This window comes from Paraliobacillus ryukyuensis (assembly GCF_003315295.1).
GTDB classification, from domain to species: Bacteria; Bacillota; Bacilli; order Bacillales; family Amphibacillaceae; genus Paraliobacillus; species Paraliobacillus ryukyuensis.
In genome coordinates this window covers 55,726-73,299 of the sequence record NZ_QNRI01000005.1, presented here as the reverse complement: position 1 = coordinate 73,299, position 17,574 = coordinate 55,726, and the positions used below count along the sequence as shown (strand labels likewise).

At 37.3% G+C, this 17,574-nt stretch carries 16 protein-coding genes; 7 read left to right on the top strand and 9 right to left on the bottom strand.

From position 1 onward, the window contains the following. Window positions 1–176 precede the first annotated feature (176 nt). A complete protein-coding gene (locus DES48_RS09060; RefSeq protein ID WP_079709130.1) occupies window positions 177–563 on the bottom strand; it encodes a YhjD family protein in 387 nt (128 codons plus the stop codon). Window positions 564–856: 293 nt separating this feature from the next. Between DES48_RS09060 and DES48_RS09055 the strand changes: the two genes are divergently transcribed. From DES48_RS09055 to addA, 3 genes are all read left to right on the top strand, one after another. Then, a complete protein-coding gene (locus DES48_RS09055) occupies window positions 857–1,525 on the top strand; it encodes a TVP38/TMEM64 family protein (RefSeq protein WP_113868630.1) in 669 nt (222 codons plus the stop codon). Window positions 1,526–1,663: 138 nt separating this feature from the next. Beyond that, window positions 1,664–5,152, top strand: a complete 3,489-nt coding sequence (gene addB, locus DES48_RS09050; protein WP_113868628.1) for a helicase-exonuclease AddAB subunit AddB — start codon at window positions 1,664–1,666, stop codon at window positions 5,150–5,152. Then, on the top strand, window positions 5,152–8,865 hold the full coding sequence (gene addA, locus DES48_RS09045) for a helicase-exonuclease AddAB subunit AddA (protein WP_113868626.1): 3,714 nt from the start codon (window positions 5,152–5,154) through the stop codon (window positions 8,863–8,865). The genes addB and addA overlap by 1 nt, the downstream gene beginning before the upstream one ends. A 119-nt stretch (window positions 8,866–8,984) precedes the next feature. Here addA and DES48_RS09040 read toward each other — a convergent pair whose 3' ends face one another. Genes DES48_RS09040 through DES48_RS09015 form a run of 6 tightly spaced genes read right to left on the bottom strand, consistent with a single transcriptional unit; the run spans window position 8,985 to window position 10,853 of the window. Next, window positions 8,985–9,200, bottom strand: a complete 216-nt coding sequence (locus DES48_RS09040; RefSeq protein WP_079709134.1) for a spore germination protein — start codon at window positions 9,198–9,200, stop codon at window positions 8,985–8,987. Window positions 9,201–9,233: 33 nt separating this feature from the next. After that, window positions 9,234–9,620 carry a spore germination protein GerPE gene (locus DES48_RS09035; protein WP_170126194.1) on the bottom strand — a complete coding sequence of 129 codons (387 nt, stop codon included), beginning with the start codon at window positions 9,618–9,620 and terminating at the stop codon, window positions 9,234–9,236. After that, window positions 9,604–9,810 carry a spore gernimation protein GerPD gene (locus tag DES48_RS09030; protein WP_113868622.1) on the bottom strand — a complete coding sequence of 69 codons (207 nt, stop codon included), beginning with the start codon at window positions 9,808–9,810 and terminating at the stop codon, window positions 9,604–9,606. Before DES48_RS09030 ends, DES48_RS09035 begins: the two co-directional genes overlap by 17 nt. A gap of 4 nt (window positions 9,811–9,814) precedes the next feature. Continuing rightward, complete coding sequence (gerPC, locus tag DES48_RS09025; protein ID WP_113868620.1) at window positions 9,815–10,372, bottom strand: spore germination protein GerPC; 558 nt, start codon at window positions 10,370–10,372, stop codon at window positions 9,815–9,817. A 36-nt stretch (window positions 10,373–10,408) separates the two neighbouring features. After that, window positions 10,409–10,621, bottom strand: a complete 213-nt coding sequence (locus DES48_RS16390; RefSeq protein ID WP_113868618.1) for a spore germination protein GerPB — start codon at window positions 10,619–10,621, stop codon at window positions 10,409–10,411. A 13-nt stretch (window positions 10,622–10,634) separates the two neighbouring features. Then, window positions 10,635–10,853 (bottom strand): spore germination protein, encoded by a 219-nt coding sequence (locus DES48_RS09015; protein ID WP_113868616.1) that lies wholly within the window; start codon window positions 10,851–10,853, stop codon window positions 10,635–10,637. 143 nt (window positions 10,854–10,996) lie between these two features. Between DES48_RS09015 and DES48_RS09010 the strand changes: the two genes are divergently transcribed. From DES48_RS09010 to asnB, 3 genes are all read left to right on the top strand, one after another. Beyond that, on the top strand, window positions 10,997–12,166 hold the full coding sequence (locus tag DES48_RS09010; RefSeq protein ID WP_113868614.1) for a DUF418 domain-containing protein: 1,170 nt from the start codon (window positions 10,997–10,999) through the stop codon (window positions 12,164–12,166). A gap of 14 nt (window positions 12,167–12,180) precedes the next feature. Continuing rightward, the gene (locus DES48_RS09005; protein ID WP_113868612.1) at window positions 12,181–12,558 is read left to right on the top strand and encodes a YisL family protein; all 378 of its coding nucleotides are present in this window, start codon (window positions 12,181–12,183) and stop codon (window positions 12,556–12,558) included. Between the two features lie 171 nt (window positions 12,559–12,729). Further along, on the top strand, window positions 12,730–14,577 hold the full coding sequence (asnB, locus tag DES48_RS09000) for an asparagine synthase (glutamine-hydrolyzing) (RefSeq protein ID WP_113868610.1): 1,848 nt from the start codon (window positions 12,730–12,732) through the stop codon (window positions 14,575–14,577). A 66-nt stretch (window positions 14,578–14,643) separates the two neighbouring features. Here the strand turns inward: asnB and DES48_RS08995 are convergent, their stop codons facing one another. Both DES48_RS08995 and DES48_RS08990 read right to left on the bottom strand, forming a co-directional pair. Then, entirely contained in the window at window positions 14,644–15,510 is an 867-nt protein-coding gene (locus tag DES48_RS08995) for an SDR family oxidoreductase (protein WP_113868608.1), read from the bottom strand. A 124-nt stretch (window positions 15,511–15,634) separates the two neighbouring features. Beyond that, window positions 15,635–16,495: a DegV family protein gene (locus DES48_RS08990; protein WP_079709143.1), complete on the bottom strand. Its 861-nt coding sequence runs from the start codon at window positions 16,493–16,495 to the stop codon at window positions 15,635–15,637. Between the two features lie 197 nt (window positions 16,496–16,692). Between DES48_RS08990 and DES48_RS08985 the strand changes: the two genes are divergently transcribed. Then, window positions 16,693–17,541: a YitT family protein gene (locus DES48_RS08985; protein ID WP_113868606.1), complete on the top strand. Its 849-nt coding sequence runs from the start codon at window positions 16,693–16,695 to the stop codon at window positions 17,539–17,541. Window positions 17,542–17,574: the final 33 nt, after the last annotated feature.

Below are 17,574 nucleotides of genomic sequence, written 5' to 3'. Positions count from 1 at the left end.
GAAGAATTAACCTACCAAAAAACAGAAAACCAAAAGAATCGAAAGAGGATGATGAAGACGAGTTTTTCTTATTTACGTGATTATTAGGCTGCTTTTCGTATACATTCATTTAGAAGTACTATGCCATTGCGCATGAAGTCGATATAGTTAGGCGTCGACTTCATGCTTTTTTATTTTTATTGAACGGTTGGTTGCTCGAAGGTAGCTAAAGCTTTAGACATTAGTTCTCTAATAATTTTTTCTACTTTTTTTCGAATAGCTGGATTAAAATAATTTCTTTTTTCTTCTTTGCCATGACAGATATATAAATAAGAGGAAAAGGTATCCGTTTTTTCTAATTGAATAACCTTAAGTTTTTCGTTGGCCATATATTTTCTTAATTGTTGCCGCTCTGCTACTGCGCGACTTTTCATAATTCGCAATAGCTCGGTATAAGGTTCTTTTATTTTTATATTTTTTCCACTTTCAAAAAAAGTTAAATCCCGTTCAATGACAACGATTGCCATCGATAAGAAAAGAAATCGGGATCCGAGTTGATATTCAGAGTCTGTTAAATAATGCATGGACATCCCTCCTCCTTTAAATCATAATATCGAACACTTGTTCTATTCATTATACTGTATATTATGTCATTTGAAAACAAAGTATGCAAAAAAATTATTTAAAAGTGACGATTAAACTTTTCTTAATTTGGAAATATACTCTATACCAATCAATATTTTATTTGGATAGGCAAATATAAAAGTTTACTTTAAAATAAAAAGTGTAATACTATTAAGATAATTGAGAGAAGCAACCAAAACAGTGTGATCTTTTGTGATTAGAGCGATTGGTAGGATAGAGGAGTAAAATATATATGTATCTACTTGCTAGCAACCTAATAAATTTGGAACAGATTCAGCAATTAATTCAAGCGAATCAATATGATATTGTACTGGAAGAATTGTTAAAAACCTACGAAGCATTCGGTCCATTACCCGGTATCCTACTTCCGTTTATTGAAGCTTTTCTACCGTTCCTACCGCTTGTTGTATTTGTGTTAACAAATGCTGCCGCTTATGGATTATGGGAGGGATTTTTGTTATCCTGGGCTGGATCTAGTTTAGGGGCAATTGCTGTCTTTTTTATCATTAGAAAGTTAGGGAAAACGCGATTAGTTCGTTGGGTACGACGTAATAAACAAGTTCAACGAGTTACGGATTGGTTAGAACGGCATGGTTTTGGTCCATTATTTCTATTACTTTGTTTCCCTTTTTCTCCTTCAGCCATTATTAATACAGTTGCAGGATTGTCTAAAATTAATATTTATCAATTTGCGCTGGCAGTATTATTAGGGAAAGCAGTCATGATTTTTTCGATTGCATATGTAGGAAGTAGCATTGCTTCTTTTGCACAGAATCCGATTAAAACAATTATTGTTGGAATCAGCATCTCCCTGTTCTGGGTAATAGGAAAAGTGATTGAAAAGTGGTTACATAGAAGAGCGAAACTACGAGAACAAGAAAATGATAACCCATCTAATTAAGCTAAAGCAAGCGTTGAATAGTAGTTCATTCACGCTTGTTTTTTTATTGGAGGGAAATAATAGTAGCATGTTGGTAACCGTGTTAAAATAAAAGAAGCGAACAAACAATCGATCCATGTATAAGGAGAGAGAAAAGCAATGGGTGTTCATTTTATATTAGGTAATGCGACAATATCAAAAAGTGACGTTTGCTTAACGCAAATTAAAGATAAATTAAAACAGGAACCACAAGGCAAAGCTATTATTTATTTAGTACCAGACCAAATGACGTTTCAACAAGAATATGCCCTTTTGCATGGAACAGAAGTGCATGGGAGTATTCGCGCGCAAGTACTTAGTTTTTCACGTCTAGCCTGGCGTGTTTTTCAAGAAACTGGCGGTGCAACGAAACAATTTATTAGCTCCACAGGTGTACAGATGATGCTACGTAAAATTATTGAGGAACGAACAACCGATTGGAAAATGTTCCAGAAATCGCTTGAAAAACAAGGTTTTATTGAACAAGTAGAAGCAATGATTACAGAATTCAAACGTTATCAGGTCACACCAACACTTTTAGCAATGCAATTAAGTGAAATGGAACGTTTTCAACATTTAGCTCCAAGTGAAGTAGGCTTATCTCATAAATTAGAAGATCTACATTATATCTATGAAAAGTTAACTCTAACTTTACAAGGGAACTATATCGATCAAGAAGATCAACTCGCCTTATTAGTGGAAAAAATTCCACAGGCTCGTTTTTTACAAGGGGCGGAGATTTACATTGATGGCTTTCATCGATTTACACCACAAGAGCAAGCCGTTATTCGTGCCCTAATGGAGCAAGCAACCCAGACAACGATCACACTGACCTTGGATCAAGAGCCTGGAGGTGAGGAGGACGTGTTTGATATTTTTTCTCAAACAAAGGAAACGTATCAAGCACTGGCCGAACTAGTTGATGAAGTAGGGATTACTTCCACAACAGAAGTATTAGCAAGCCATACAGAAGAGTGGCATCCAGCATTTCATCATTTGGAGGAGTTTTTTGATACACGTCCAGCGCCTGCGTATGAGCAAGACGTTCCAATTCAACTTGCGCAAGCAGTTCATCCTAGAGCAGAGGTGGAGGGTGCTGCACAAGAAATTCTTCGTTTAGTAAGAGAAGAGGGATATCGTTATCAAGATATTGCAGTATTGGTTCGTGAACCAGCAGTTTATCACGACTTGATTGATACGATTTTCCAAGACTATCAAATCCCAATGTTTTTGGACGAAAAGCGAACGATGGTTCACCATCCACTTATTGAATTGATTCGATCCGCGCTTGAAATCGTTTCAGGCAACTGGCGTTATGATGCAGTGTTTCGAGTATTAAAGACAGGCCTAATACCAGTCACGAATAGACAGCACCCACTTCATGTAGATGCTATTGATACATTAGAAAATTATGTACTTGAATACGGGATACGAGGAAGAAAACAGTGGTTAAGTAACCAACCATGGGTTTTTCAACGCTTCCGTGGCTTTGATCAAACGGGACAAACCGACTATGAAAAAGAAAAACAAGCACAGATTAATGCATATCGCGACCAAGTAGCCGAAGCATTAGCCCCATTAGATGAAAAAATACGAGCGGCAAAAACCATTGAACAACGGGCAGTTGCATTATATGAATGGTTGGAGCAACTTAACGTTCCAGCTCAACTAGAAGAGCTACGTGAGGAGTTGGATCAAGCGAAAAAAATGGAAAAAGCACGTGAGCAGGAACAAGTATGGGATGCAGTATTGCAGTTATTAGATGAGATGGTTGAGCTTACAGGTTCTGAGAACATTTCCTTGCAATTATTCCAACAAAGCTTAGAAACTGGTTTTGAAACACTAACCTTTGCACATGTTCCACCAAGCATGGACCACGTGGTTGTGGGAACGATTGACCGTTCTAGAATGATCGGCATCAAAGCCTCTCTTTTGCTTGGTGTGAATGAGGGAACATGGCCAATGAAACCGAAAGTCGATGGCGTTTTATCAGAAGAGGATCGCATGTTGTTGCAAGATCATGGCTTGAAACTAGCAGAAGGAGAAAAGCAGCAATTAATTGATGATTGGTTTTATGTGTATTTAGCATTTACACTTGCTTCTCAAAAACTATGGATAAGCTATCCATTAAGTGATACGGAAGGAAAAGCAAAAATTGCTTCGCAATTAATTAAACGTGTCCATGATTTATTTCCGAAAACGGAAGCGCAAACGATTCTTTTGCAAGATCCAGAAGAAATGGAAGAGGCGGATCGGTTTGTAACGACACCAGATAAAACACGTTCTGCTTTAACAGCACAATTAGCAAAATATCAACGAAATTATCCAATTGACCCAATTTGGTGGAGTGTATTTAATTGGTTAGTGGAGCACCGTGAGAAACATGGTAAGACACATCATATTCTAGAGAGTCTATTTTATCAAAATAAACCGACGAACTTAGCGGAAGAAACGGTGAAAAAACTATATCCGAAGCAAATTAAAGCGAGTGTGTCACGACTAGAAATGTATCATCGTTGTTCTTACCAACATTTTGCGCAATATAGCTTGGGTTTACAGGAAAGACAAACATATAAATTAGATGCCCCTGATATTGGGCAGTTGTTCCATGAGGCATTAAAACAAATTACTGAGTGGATTCAATCAGATAAAAGAAGTTTTCGTGATGTCTATCATGCGGAAGCCCAACAATATGCGAAACGAGCAGTCGAAACGCTTGCCCCTATTCTGCAACAACAAATTTTGCATAGTTCCAATCGTTATCATTACATGAAAACGAAACTAGAACGAATTATCGCGCGAGCAACCTATGTGTTAAGTGAACAATCCAGAAAAAGTAACTTTTCGCCAGTTGGTTTGGAAGTTGGATTTGGTCTACCAAAAAGTGAATTAGATCCACTACAATTGCAGCTTCCAAACGGTTATGAACTTGTTTTACGCGGACGAATTGACCGCATCGATCAAGCAAAACAAGCAGATAACTTATACTTGCGAATTATTGATTATAAATCAAGTGCCAAAGGTTTAAATTTAGTTGAGGTGTATTATGGACTAGCCTTACAGATGCTTGCTTATTTAGATGTTATTTTAACCAATGCAGAGAAATGGTTGGGAACACAAGCTACCCCAGCTGGCGTTTTGTACTTCCATGTTCATAACCCAATGTTATCGGAAAATAATTTCGTCAACGAGCAAACAATTGAAGAAAAGTTATTTAAGAAATTTAAAATGCAAGGTTTACTACTAGAAGATGAATCTGTCGTACAGATGATGGATACCCAATTGGATACAGGAATGAGCGCAATGATTCCAGCGGGTTTAAAAAAAGATGGTAGTTTTCGAAGTGGTTCGCAGACCGCAAAATCAGAAACCTTTGACCAGTTACAAGCTTATGTTCGTGAATTAATGGTACAAGCCGGTGTAGATATTAGTAGCGGTGGTGTAGCGTTAAATCCATATCAACAAAAACAACAAGTTGCTTGTACCTACTGTCCATTCCGATCGGTCTGTCAATTTGACGCCACCTTACCTGAAAATAATTATCGACGCCTACAAGAATGGAAAGATCAAGAAGTACTAAATCAAATAACACAGCGGGGGGATCAATAATGCCACAATGGACGAAAGAGCAAGAAGAAGCAATTTATACAAGTGGGACAGACACCCTAGTAGCAGCAGCTGCTGGTTCTGGTAAAACAGCTGTGCTAGTAGAACGGATTATCCAAAAGCTTGTTGCCAAAGATCACCCAGTTGACATTGATACACTATTGGTGGTGACGTTCACCAATGCAGCTGCCCAAGAAATGCGTAATCGTGTGGCTGAAGCATTAGAATCAGCGTTAGAACAATCCCCCGATTCACAACATTTAAAGAAACAACTTGCTTTATTGCAGCAAGCATCTATCTCGACATTACATGCTTTTTGTATGGATCTCATCCGTCGGAATGCGTATGTACTAGATATTGATCCAGGCTTCCGGATTGCAGATGATGTAGAAGCGGATTTATTAAGGCAAGAAGTATTAGAAGATTTATTTGAATCATGGTATGCGAAGGCTTCTGAGGAAGAAGGTGCTTTTTTTGCAGTCATCGATAGCTTTTCTAACGATCGTAGTGATGTAGAAGTAGAAGAATTGATTTTACAACTTTATGATTTTTCCATGCAAAATCCATGGCCAGAAGAATGGTTGGATCAACTGCTTGCGATGTACGATGTTTCCTCTGATATAGCAGAAGCAGATATTCCATGGTTGTCGATATTGAAAAAAGATGTGCACAGACAATTGAATGCTATGCAGGAGGAGGCCAAGCAAGCGTTAGAAAAAACTAAAGAAAATGACGGTCCTTATCATTACGCTGATGCCATTGAGGAAGATCTCCATATGATCCAAGAAGCAAAGGCAAAGCTAACAATGGGCTGGGAGCAGACGCGACAATACTTTATCGAAGGAAAGTTTAAAGCATTATCACGTAAAAAAATAGATTGCAATGAAGAAACAAAAGAACAAGTAAAAGATCTTCGAAATAAGTACAAAAAACGTTGGAATGATCTAGCAGGTGATTGGTTCTCTAGAAAGCTTTCTGCCTATCTAGCTGATATGCAAGCGATGTACCCAATGATGCAAGAACTTGTTTCCATGGTGAAAGAATTTAAATCGAATTATACCATGTTAAAAAAACAGCAAGCATTGGTTGATTTTTCTGATTTAGAACATTACACGTTAGAAATTTTGTTAAGTGAAGCAGCTACACCAGATAATAATCTACCTTCTGATGTAGCAAAAGCATTGCAACATAAATTTACCGAAGTACTAGTTGATGAGTATCAAGATACAAACTTAGTGCAGGAGACGATCTTATCGTTAATTACAACAAAAGATCCTGGTAATTTATTTATGGTAGGGGATGTCAAACAGAGTATTTATCGTTTTCGTCATGCAGAACCATCTCTGTTTATTGAAAAATATAAACAGTTTGCAACAGATGCACATCCGGCCAAACGCATTGATCTTGCGCGTAATTTCCGCAGTAGACAGCAAGTGTTAGCTGCAGCAAATTATATTTTCAGGCAGTTGTTAGACGAAGAAGTTGGTGATATAGCCTATGATGAAGATGCAGAATTAATTTATGGAAATCTTTTATATGAGCAGATACCTGTGGCTAATCCCAATACGGAAGTGGTTGTCATTGACCGAGATACAAATGAAGCGCCTGAATCGGAAGACAAGGAAGAGACACTAGAAGATTTACAGAAAGCACAAATTGAAGCTAGAGCGTATGCTGATCGAATTAACCGTTGGATTGGGAATAAAGAAGAAGCCCCAATGAAAATCATGGATAAGGCGACAGGTCAAGAAAGATCATTACAGTACCGAGATATTGTTATCTTAATGCGCTCGATGACGTGGGCGCCGACTATTATGGAAGAATTAAAACAGCAAGGGATTCCAGTCTATGCAGAACTTGCGTCTGGTTATTTAGAAGCAATTGAAATTAAGATTATGATTAGCTTGTTAAAAGTGATTGATAATCCACAGCAAGATATCCCTCTTGCCAGTGTGTTACGTTCACCGATTGTTGGACTAAACGAAAATGATTTAGCAGAAATTCGGTTAGCGAAAAAGCACGTAAGTTACTATGAAGCTTTACAAACCTACAAGGCTACTGTTGCTGACCCTGTCAAACAAAAGCAGCTAACAACCTTTTTAACACAATTAAAAGAATGGCGTGAACAAGCAAGACAAGGCGCATTAGCTGCATTGATATGGCAAATATATCGCGATACTGGGTATTATGATTTTGTTGGTGGAATTGCTGGTGGAAGACAAAGACAAGCAAATTTACGAGCGCTATATGATCGAGCACGATCGTATGAGGCAACCTCTTTCCGAGGACTGTTTCGTTTCTTGCGATTGATTGATCGGATGGAAGAGAACGGAGACGATCTAGGTGCGGCACGTGCATTAGGTGAATCAGAAGATGTTGTTCGGATTATGACGATTCACAAAAGTAAAGGACTTGAATTCCCAGTGGTTATTGTAGGGGCAATGGACAAACAATTTAATCAACAAGATTTACGAAAAAAATATCTACTGCATAAAGACTTAGGTTTTGGTAGTAGATATATTGATCCGGAGAAACGACTTATGTATCCAACGCTAGCTTATCATGCGTTAAAACAGCAGATGAAACAAGAAAATTGGGCAGAAGAAATGCGTGTACTGTACGTCGCATTAACTCGTGCAAAAGAAAAATTAGTTATGATCGGGACGGTTGCCTCGTTTGAGAAGAAATTAACCAAGTGGCAAGAAGTAATCGATCATCCTAATTGGGTGTTACCTGCGCATTATCGATTAGAAACAAATTCCTATTTAGATTGGGTTGCGTCTAGTTTAATACGACACACGCAAGCGGATGCGTTGCGCAATCAGGCGCCAACAGGGGTGCCATCACTAATCGTAGAGGATGCTTCAACGTGGGAGATTCAATTAGAACATGCGAATACGTATCGAGCACAACAAGTAGACTCAGCAACTGAAAAGAGGGACGTTGTGGATAAAATTAAGACATGGCAGCCCGTTGATCAGACAGATTCTGCCTTAGATGAAAAAGTGTCGCAGCGTTTAACATTTACTTATCCAAATCAACAAGCAGCTAGTTACCGAGCAAAACAAACGGTAACAGAATTAAAACGCCAACAAGAAGTGATAGATACGTATAGTGATAATCAATTGATTCGAGCATTTCAGCCTCCGATTATGAAGCGACCTGCTTTTATGCAAAAAGAAAAACGCTTAACTGCTGCTGAAATTGGAACAGCCATGCATACTGTTATGCAACAACTTCCTTTCACAAAAAAATGGCAAGTTCCCGAAATAAATGAAGCAGTACAAGAAATGGTCGAAAAAGAGATGCTTACCCAAAATCAAGCAGATACCATTGACCCACAAGCAATTGCTGGTTTCTTTGAAACAGATATAGCCGACCAAATCTTACAAAGTAATGAGTTGCATCGTGAAGTGCCATTCAGCTTTACGATGCCAGCAAAAGAAGTGTATCCAGATTGGGATAGTAGCGAAGAAGAGCGGGTGTTTATTCAAGGGGTTATGGATTTAATTGTACCAATTAATGATGGTTGGATGTTAATAGATTATAAAACAGACAGTATCCAGTCTGGAACTGATAAAGAGCAATTAATTGAGCGTTATCGGGTTCAATTAAATTTATATGGGAAGGCCTTAGCAGAGATTTGGCAACAGCCTGTTGTAAAGAAATATTTATACTTTTTTGACCAGAGTTTACTTATCGAAGTAGACACATAAATAAACGTAGTGAGCAGGGGTTGATAATAATTCCTGAATCACTACGTTTTTTATAATGAAATAATTTCTATATTCGAGAAACAAAGTGATGCTATGTAAAAGTGGGGATTTCCCACTTTTTAAGCATTGGCAGTGATTACTTGATCTACTGCATCTGGGTCAAGTGAGTTTGTTGCGTTCATACCGGTATTTGTATTAATAAAATCTCCTGTGTTAAAAGCACCAGAACCGGCTGCCGTTTTCGAAGCTGATTTCGGTGACAAATAAAAACTATCACCAAAGTTGATTACGCCACCTGCTTCAATAATTTTAATTGGTCCAACAATAGCTGGCATATAGCACACCTTCTTTTCCGTGTTATTAACGTATTATATGTTCGTTTCATTCGTTTGTTCATCGAGTAATATTCGTATATGTTTGATTCGACATTCGGCATCAATAGATCCCACACTACCAAGTTGTGTTGTCGAAGCTGCGGACACCCCAGTAATATCAATAGCGTCTACGTTAATACTATGGTCATGATTAATCGTTTGCTTTTTTACAATTGGTTTTGATGAAAAAACTGGTAATGTTAAATTAAATAATGGGTAATTTTCAAATGAATAATCCTCATCGTTCTCTGTACCACCTTCTTCTTGAATAGCAAGAATATTACTTCGTGAATATAATTTTTTAGTATCTCCAATCTCTAATATGGAAGAGTTAAGCATGGAAGTAATTCGTAAGAAGTTAACTTTACTCGTTCGAAACATAATTATTTTCTCCGTTATAACGAGATAGTGGTACGAATGAACCAACAATATAGGATTCAGGAGGAGTGTCATAATAGGATTGTAGTTGCATCCATTCGCAATCTCCAACAAGAAAAGTTGAAGAAGACGAAACCGCGGTAATATCAATTCCACCAACGTGTAACCCCCAATTGTGTACTTCAAAATTCATCATATCACTCCTTGTTTTTAAAGTATTCGCGTAATCCATAATTAATTTCATCTCGAATCCTAGAAAAAATAAATTCTTCTTGTTGCGATTCAGCAATCTGCTTATGCATAGCTTCTTTTTGATAAAAAGCAATTCTTTCCGTTAATTGTTTTTTAATATCTTCGATTAATAAATTCTTTTTCTCATCATCTATTGGCTGACCTGCTTCTTTTGCTAACTGATCTAAAAAAGATGGACACGTTTGAGAAACATAATTTTCTAGTCGCTGTACCATTGGATGCGGCTGATTTTTTGTTTGACGTTGTTGAAGTGGGATAGAGACATCATCCATATTACCTAGATCCTCTGGAGAGAAACCGATATGAAGTGTTCCGTCCATACGATCAATTTTTAGTTGATCAAAATGATACTCTAATTTTTCAATCGTTGTGTTAGAAGGGGAAGATTGCTGTTTTGCCTCTAATTCAGCTAAACGACGTTCTAAATTTTGGATTAATTTATCTTGTTTTTTCATGTATGCGTGCAATTGTTCAACATATTGATACCAAGCATCGTTATACACAAAAATTCCCTCCTTGCCTATGCCAATCGTGTTTGCCTAAGAGAATGCCGAAAGTGGTACAAGCGGGGTCTCACCAATCTCACCTTGGAATTCAGCTGGTTGTGCTAGTGATTCATAACCACCTGTATTATACAAATTGGCAGCAGATTGAATCGAACCAGCACTTCCGATTTGAAAGACAGAAGCATTTGATATACTTCCGATCCGCAACATTCTTATGTTAATGGTTTGATGAACAGTGAATTGCATCGTTTAATCCCTCCTAGAGGCTAGATACAATTTGATCAAATTGGTCTTGATCATTTATAGTTGTGTTTGCTTGGTCTAATTGAATAGTAATCCCGTTCCCGGTATTGAAAGAACCGCCACCAGCAAATGTTTTCGCTTCCGAATAGGGTTGTATCATATAGACATCACCAATATGAAAGATGCTTGAGGGTCCAATAGATATGACTTTTACAGCTCCTACTACCGCAGGCATACCGATTCCTCCTTTGGTTTAGTTTATGAGCAAATATCCCAATTGTGCTAACTTCCTACAAAAACAAAGAATTTGCTAATTTCTATAGAGAATAATGGGGAATTAGCTTAAAATGGAAATAAATCACTAAGGGGGGGAATTATATGGTCAATCCAATAGCAGAAAAGCACAGATTAATCTGGATCGACGCCGCACGTGGCTTTGCTATCTTTGGCATCTTTATGGTAAATGTTCCAGCGTTTCATGCACCGTTTTTTCTTTATGGCGGTGAAGAAGTTTTTTGGTCCACACCAGTTGATCAAATGATACAAGTAATCATTGATGTCTTTTTCCAAGCTAGCTTTTATAGCTTATTTTCTCTTTTGTTTGGTTTCGGTATCCAGATCATTGTTGAAAATATTAGCAAGCGAAATCAACCAGTGATTACTTTATTATTTAGAAGGCTGTTGATCTTAATTGGTTTTGGCTGCATTCATGCATTTTTGATATGGCATGGCGATATTCTACTTACTTATGGCCTCATTGGGATGTTTTTATTTCTATTTTTGAACAAGAATAGTCAAACCCTACTTCGTTGGGCTTTTAGTTTATTACTTATTCCTACCCTTCTATACACATTTTTGTTATTTGTTGTTCGAGATCAGTTAAGTGGTTATAGTATGGCGAGAATTGAGCAAGCAATTACCAATTACAGTTCAGGAAGTCTACTCACCATTTGGCAACAAAATTTCATTGATTGGACGGCTAGTAATGGTGTTTTTAGCTACATTTTATTAACATGCAATTTACTACCACTATTTTTATTTGGAATGGTAACGGCACGAAAAAGATGGCTACATGAGGTAGAACATCATAAAGTTCTAATTCAAAAAATATGGTTTGTATCCTTGATTATTTTTATTATGGTCAAAGCAGGCGTCTATTTTTGGGACAATCATACTTGGTTATCAATGTTTCAAGATACAATTGGTGGTTCTGCATCGGCGATATTCTATCTAACTAGTATTACCTTGTTATTTCAAAAAAGCCACTTTACTAGACTTTTGAAACCTTTCACCTATGTTGGAAAAATGTCGTTGTCGAATTATATTTTTCAATCGGTTGCTTGTTTTATCTTGTTTTATGGTGTAGGATTTGGGTTATATAATACTATAAATCCTGTTGGTAGTTTAATGATTGTTCTCGTCATTTATCTATGTCAAGTAGTGCTTAGTAGCTGGTATATGACGTATTATCGGTTTGGACCCATTGAATGGGTTTGGCGTCGATTAATGTATATGGAAAAATTACCGAACAAACGACATCCAAAATAAAGGAGGTATACTTTATGATACATTTACATATCACTTCGTGGGCTTTAATGCTTATCTTATTTGTTGTAGCTTTCAATCTTTATCGAGCAGATAAACACAAACCAGCGAAAATTACGCACATGATTACAAGACTGATGTACTTACTTGTTTTATATTCGGGTGGTGATTTACTAGTTGGATATTTCCAATCTGGAACGTTTGATGCCCATCCAGCAGCAACAATTGTCAAAGTACTTGCTGGTTTATGGGTAATTGCATGCGTTGAAATCCTACTTGTTCGTTATGCAAAAGGCAAACCAGTTGTAGGATTTTTTGTCCAGTTAACTGTTGCTGTTGTGTTAGCACTTGTTTTAGGATTTGGCATTTTACCATGGGGACTACTACCTGTATAAAAATTGTGGTATCTTTTTTACAAAATATACACACACTAACATAAAAGAAGCATCTTGCACTAAGCACTAGAGCATGATGCTTCTTTCTATTTTATAGGCACATATCTTGGGGGTTACTCATATAGATAAAAGATAATAGCTTATAAGCACGTGAAAGGATGTGGCAAGTAGATGTGTGGAATTACGGGTTGGCTTGATTTCAAGCAAGATTTAAGCAAGCAAGCGTTGCAACTTGAGAAAATGGCGCATACGTTAAGTCATCGTGGCCCTGATGAAAAACAAGAATGGATTTCAACCCATGTAGCTTTTGGTCATAAACGTTTAGTTGTAGTTGATCCAGATGGTGGAAAACAACCGATGCATTGTTTACAACAAGAGCATGATTATGTACTTGTCTATAATGGTGAATTATATAATACGGAAGAAATTAGAGGTGAATTGTTGAAGCGTGGATGGTCATTTGCATCACATTCAGATACAGAAGTATTGTTAAAAAGTTATATTGAATGGAAAGAAGACTGTGTGGATTATTTAAATGGTATTTTTGCTTTTGCAATTTGGGATCCTGCGTTAGAACGCTTATTTCTAGCGAGAGATCGACTAGGTGTAAAGCCACTGTTTTACGCGGAAACAAAGAGTTCTTTTTTATTTGCTTCAGAACAAAAAGCAATTCTAGCTAATGATGCAATGACAGCTACATTAGATCAAGCAGGTTTAAGTGAATTATTAGCATTAGGGCCGTCAAGGACACCAGGAAATGGTGTGTTCAAAGGGATTCATGAATTACGAGCTGCTCATATCGGTATCGTGGATAAACAAGGATTTCGGACAAAAAGGTATTGGAACGTTAAAAGTGAACCACATACTGATAGTCTAGAAGAGACTGCAACGAAGGTCCGTCAATTGTTAACAGATGCTGTAGAACGTCAACTAGTATCCGATGTACCAATTGGAACCTTTCTTTCTGGTGGCGTTGACTCCAGTGCAATCACTGCAATAGCCGCTAATTACTTAAAAAAAGAGCGTGGAATGACCTTACCAACCTTTTCGATTGATTATGAAGAAAACGCGCGTTATTTTGAAAAAAATAGTTTTCAACCAACCAGTGATGCGGATTTTATTGGGAAAGTTGTAGAGGCGCATCTAACCGATCAACATACCTTTGTAATGGATAATCATGTGTTAGCTGATTTGTTAAAAGAAGCGACGATTTATCGTGATTTGCCTGGTATGGCTGATGTAGATAGTTCGCTATTATGGTTCTGTAGCCAAACCAAACAACATGTTACCGTGGCATTATCTGGTGAATGTGCAGATGAGATATTTGGTGGCTATCCGTGGTTTTATCGCGAAGATGATTTAAATCGTGATGGATTTCCATGGATTCGTTCCGCGAGTGTTCGAAGTAGATTATTAAATGAAAAATGGCAAAAAAATCTTCCTTTACAGGAATATATGTTAGCACGCTATCAGGATACCATCGACGAAGCACCACTACTAGATGGAGAAGATGCGTTAGCTACTAAACGTAGACAGCTATTTTATCTAAATATGCAGTGGTTTATGCCAACTTTATTAGATCGAAAGGATCGAATGAGTATGGGAGCAAGTTTTGAAGCGCGTGTTCCATTCAGTGATCATCATTTAGTAGAGTATGTTTGGAATATTCCCTGGGAAATGAAGACGTATCAAGGGAGAGAAAAAGGCATACTTCGGAAAGCCTTAGAAGGACTGCTTCCTGATGAGATATTATATCGTAAGAAAAGTCCATATCCGAAAACCTATCATCCTGCCTATACAGCAGCGGTGACAAAATGGATGAATGACATTATAGCAGATAAAGAAGCACGTTTGTTTGATTTATTTGATCGTAAGGCAATTCGTAAATTAGTGGCGAGTGGGGGAGAAGAGATGGATGCCCCTTGGTTCGGACAATTAATGAAAGGACCACAGTTGTTAGCTTATTTAGGGCAGATTGATCATTGGTTAAGACATTATCATGTTCAAATCGAACAATAAAAAACAATATATAACAGTAGGAAGAATGCTTGGTAAATTCCAAGCATTCCTTTTTATTTTTATCGTTTAACTATTTACGATTACGCCGCCATTCACATGAATCATTTGTCCGGTAACATAACTGGAATCTTTTGAAGCTAAGTAAACATAAGCAGGTGCTAATTCATAAGGCTGTGCGGGTCGCTTCATTGGATTATCCGAACCAAATTCACTAACTGCTTTTTCATCAAAAGAAGCAGCAATTAATGGTGTCCATACCGGACCTGGGGCCACGGCGTTCACACGGATTTGCTTTGTTAAAAGCGATTGTGATAGTGAGCGTGTAAGTGTTGTAATAGCCCCCTTTGTAGCAGAATAATCAATTAAATTAGCACTACCATGGTAAGCCGTAATAGAAGAAGAATTAATAATTGTACTTCCTTGCTGCATATATGGAAGGCATTCTCTAATTAAATAGAATTGCGAAAAAATATTTACCCGGAAGGTGCGCTCTAATTGTTCATCAGAGATCAGAGTAATGTCGTTTTGAGGATACTGAACTGCTGCGTTATTAACCAAAATGTTAATTTTATTGAATTTGTCGATAACTTGTTTAACTGCATTTTTACAAAAAGTCGACTGAGTAATATCGCCACTGATGAGTAGACAAGAACTACCTGCTTGCTCAACGGCTTGTTTTGTCTTTTCAGCATCTTGATGTTCATCATGATAGATAATGGCAATGTTCGCACCTTCTTTGGCAAAATGTACACTAACAGCACGCCCAATGCCACTGTCTCCACCAGTAATAATAGCAACTTGATTATTTAACTTGCCACTACCTTGATAGTTACTATTATCATACATAGGCTGGGGGTTCATTTCAAATTCAAAGCCAGGTTGCCGATCTTGATGTTGTTTTGGATGTATTTGCTTTTTTGGTTGGTTGGTCATAGATATGCTCCTTTATTAATATAAAGTAATACAAGCATACCTTTACCTAATCAACGCTATTTATGTAAAAAATAATGAATAACTTCCAATCACATGTAATAAGCAAAGTTTTAAGTATAATAGGTTATCGGTACGTATCATTTAGGAAAAATAATGCAATTGTTCCTGGCCCAGAGTGTGCGCCGATACTTGACCCTACCATGTTAATTTTTATCTCGTTTACATCGAATCGTTCTCGGATCATCTCCGCTAATTGATCAGCGGTTTCATAAGCATCCCCGTGACTAATACCAATCCGTTGATTATTAAGGTCTTGTCCGCGTTCTTCCATCAGCTCTAACATACGTTTCCATACGCGTTTTGAACCACGAATTTTTTCTAAAGGCACAAGTTTTCCATCATCTACGTGCAGAAGCGGTTTTATTTTTAGCAACGTTCCAACAAAAGCTGCAGATTTACTCACTCTACCCCCACGATATAAATATTCCAGATCATCTACGGTAAAAATATGTTCCATATGCGCAGCATGATAATGACTTAATTCTTCAATCTCACTTAATGAAGCACCCTGATTGGCTAATTCTGCTGCTCGAAGCACAACTAAACCAAACCCCAATGATGCACATTTAGTATCAATGACCGTAAGTTGCCAATTTGGATAATTAGCTTTTACACTTGTTTCAGCGATTTTAGCCGACTGATATGTACCAGATAATTGTGATGAAAAAGAGAGATACACACAAGGTTTATTCTCTTTTGCATATTTACGAAAAACTGTTTCGAAGGCTTGCGGAGATACCTGAGATGTCTTTGGTGTATCTCCCACTCGCATACCATCATATATTGTTTTAGCAGAAATCGTTTTCCCATCTTCAAAAATTTCTCCATTCCGTTCTACAGTTAACGGAACAGAATCAATGTGATAGGTGTTCAAATCTTCTTGTGTCAAATCAGCAGCAGAATCTGTTATTATTTGCACATTCATACAACTACCTCCATAAAAAAGTAACTAAATAATTTCAATGTATTGCATAAGTCTTACTTCTAGTTTATAGTTACGGATGATGTTCGTCAAAATAAAAATAAGAATATAATTCAAGATAGGTTAACCAATTGATAGATTGGGTATGTAAACAAAAGATATGCAAAAGCTATTTAATGTAGTTGATAGGAGGTTTATGCATGTTCTTATTAGAATCAAAACGCGTTATTATTGTTGTTATTGGTGCGGTACTAAACGCAATCGCGCTAAATTTCTTTTTAATTGAGGCAGATGTATATGCTAGTGGATTTACAGGTCTAGCGCAATTATTATCTACGATCTTTTCGGATTATCTTGGGATTGATTTTATTAGCACAGGTATCTGGCTATTTCTTATCAATATTCCAGTTGCTCTTTTAGGTTGGTTTAAGGTTGGAAGATACTTTACGGTCTATAGTTTCTTATCAGTAGCCATTACAACTTTAGCCTTAGAAATTATTCCGGTTGTAAGTTTCTCAAACGATATTATGCTGAACGCTGTGTTTGGTGGAGTCATTGGTGGAATAGGCGTTGGGATGTCACTCAAATGGGGTGCTTCTACAGGTGGTTCTGATATTATTGCAATGGTACTTTCAAGATTAAAAGATCGTCCTATTGGCAATTATCTGATGTTTATTAATGGTATTATCATTCTTTTAGCTGGTTACTTAAATAAACCAGAAAATGCATTGTACACGTTACTTGCACTCTATGTGTCTACACGAGTAATTGACACGGTACATACGCGTCATGAAAAAGTAACCGCAATGATTGTGACCAAGAAAACAGATGAATTGCAGCAAGCAATCCATGACACAATGATTAGAGGTATTACCATTTTACCAGCGCGTGGGGCGTATAGCAAAGAAGATAAGTCCATGCTCGTCTTAGTTATTACAAGGTATGAATTATATGATCTAGAGCGGATTATTAATGAAGTGGATCCTAATGCATTTACCAATGTTGTACAAACAACAGGTATCTTTGGATTCTTTCGAAGAAACGATTAAACACAAAAAGGTACAAAGTTGCTATATTTGACA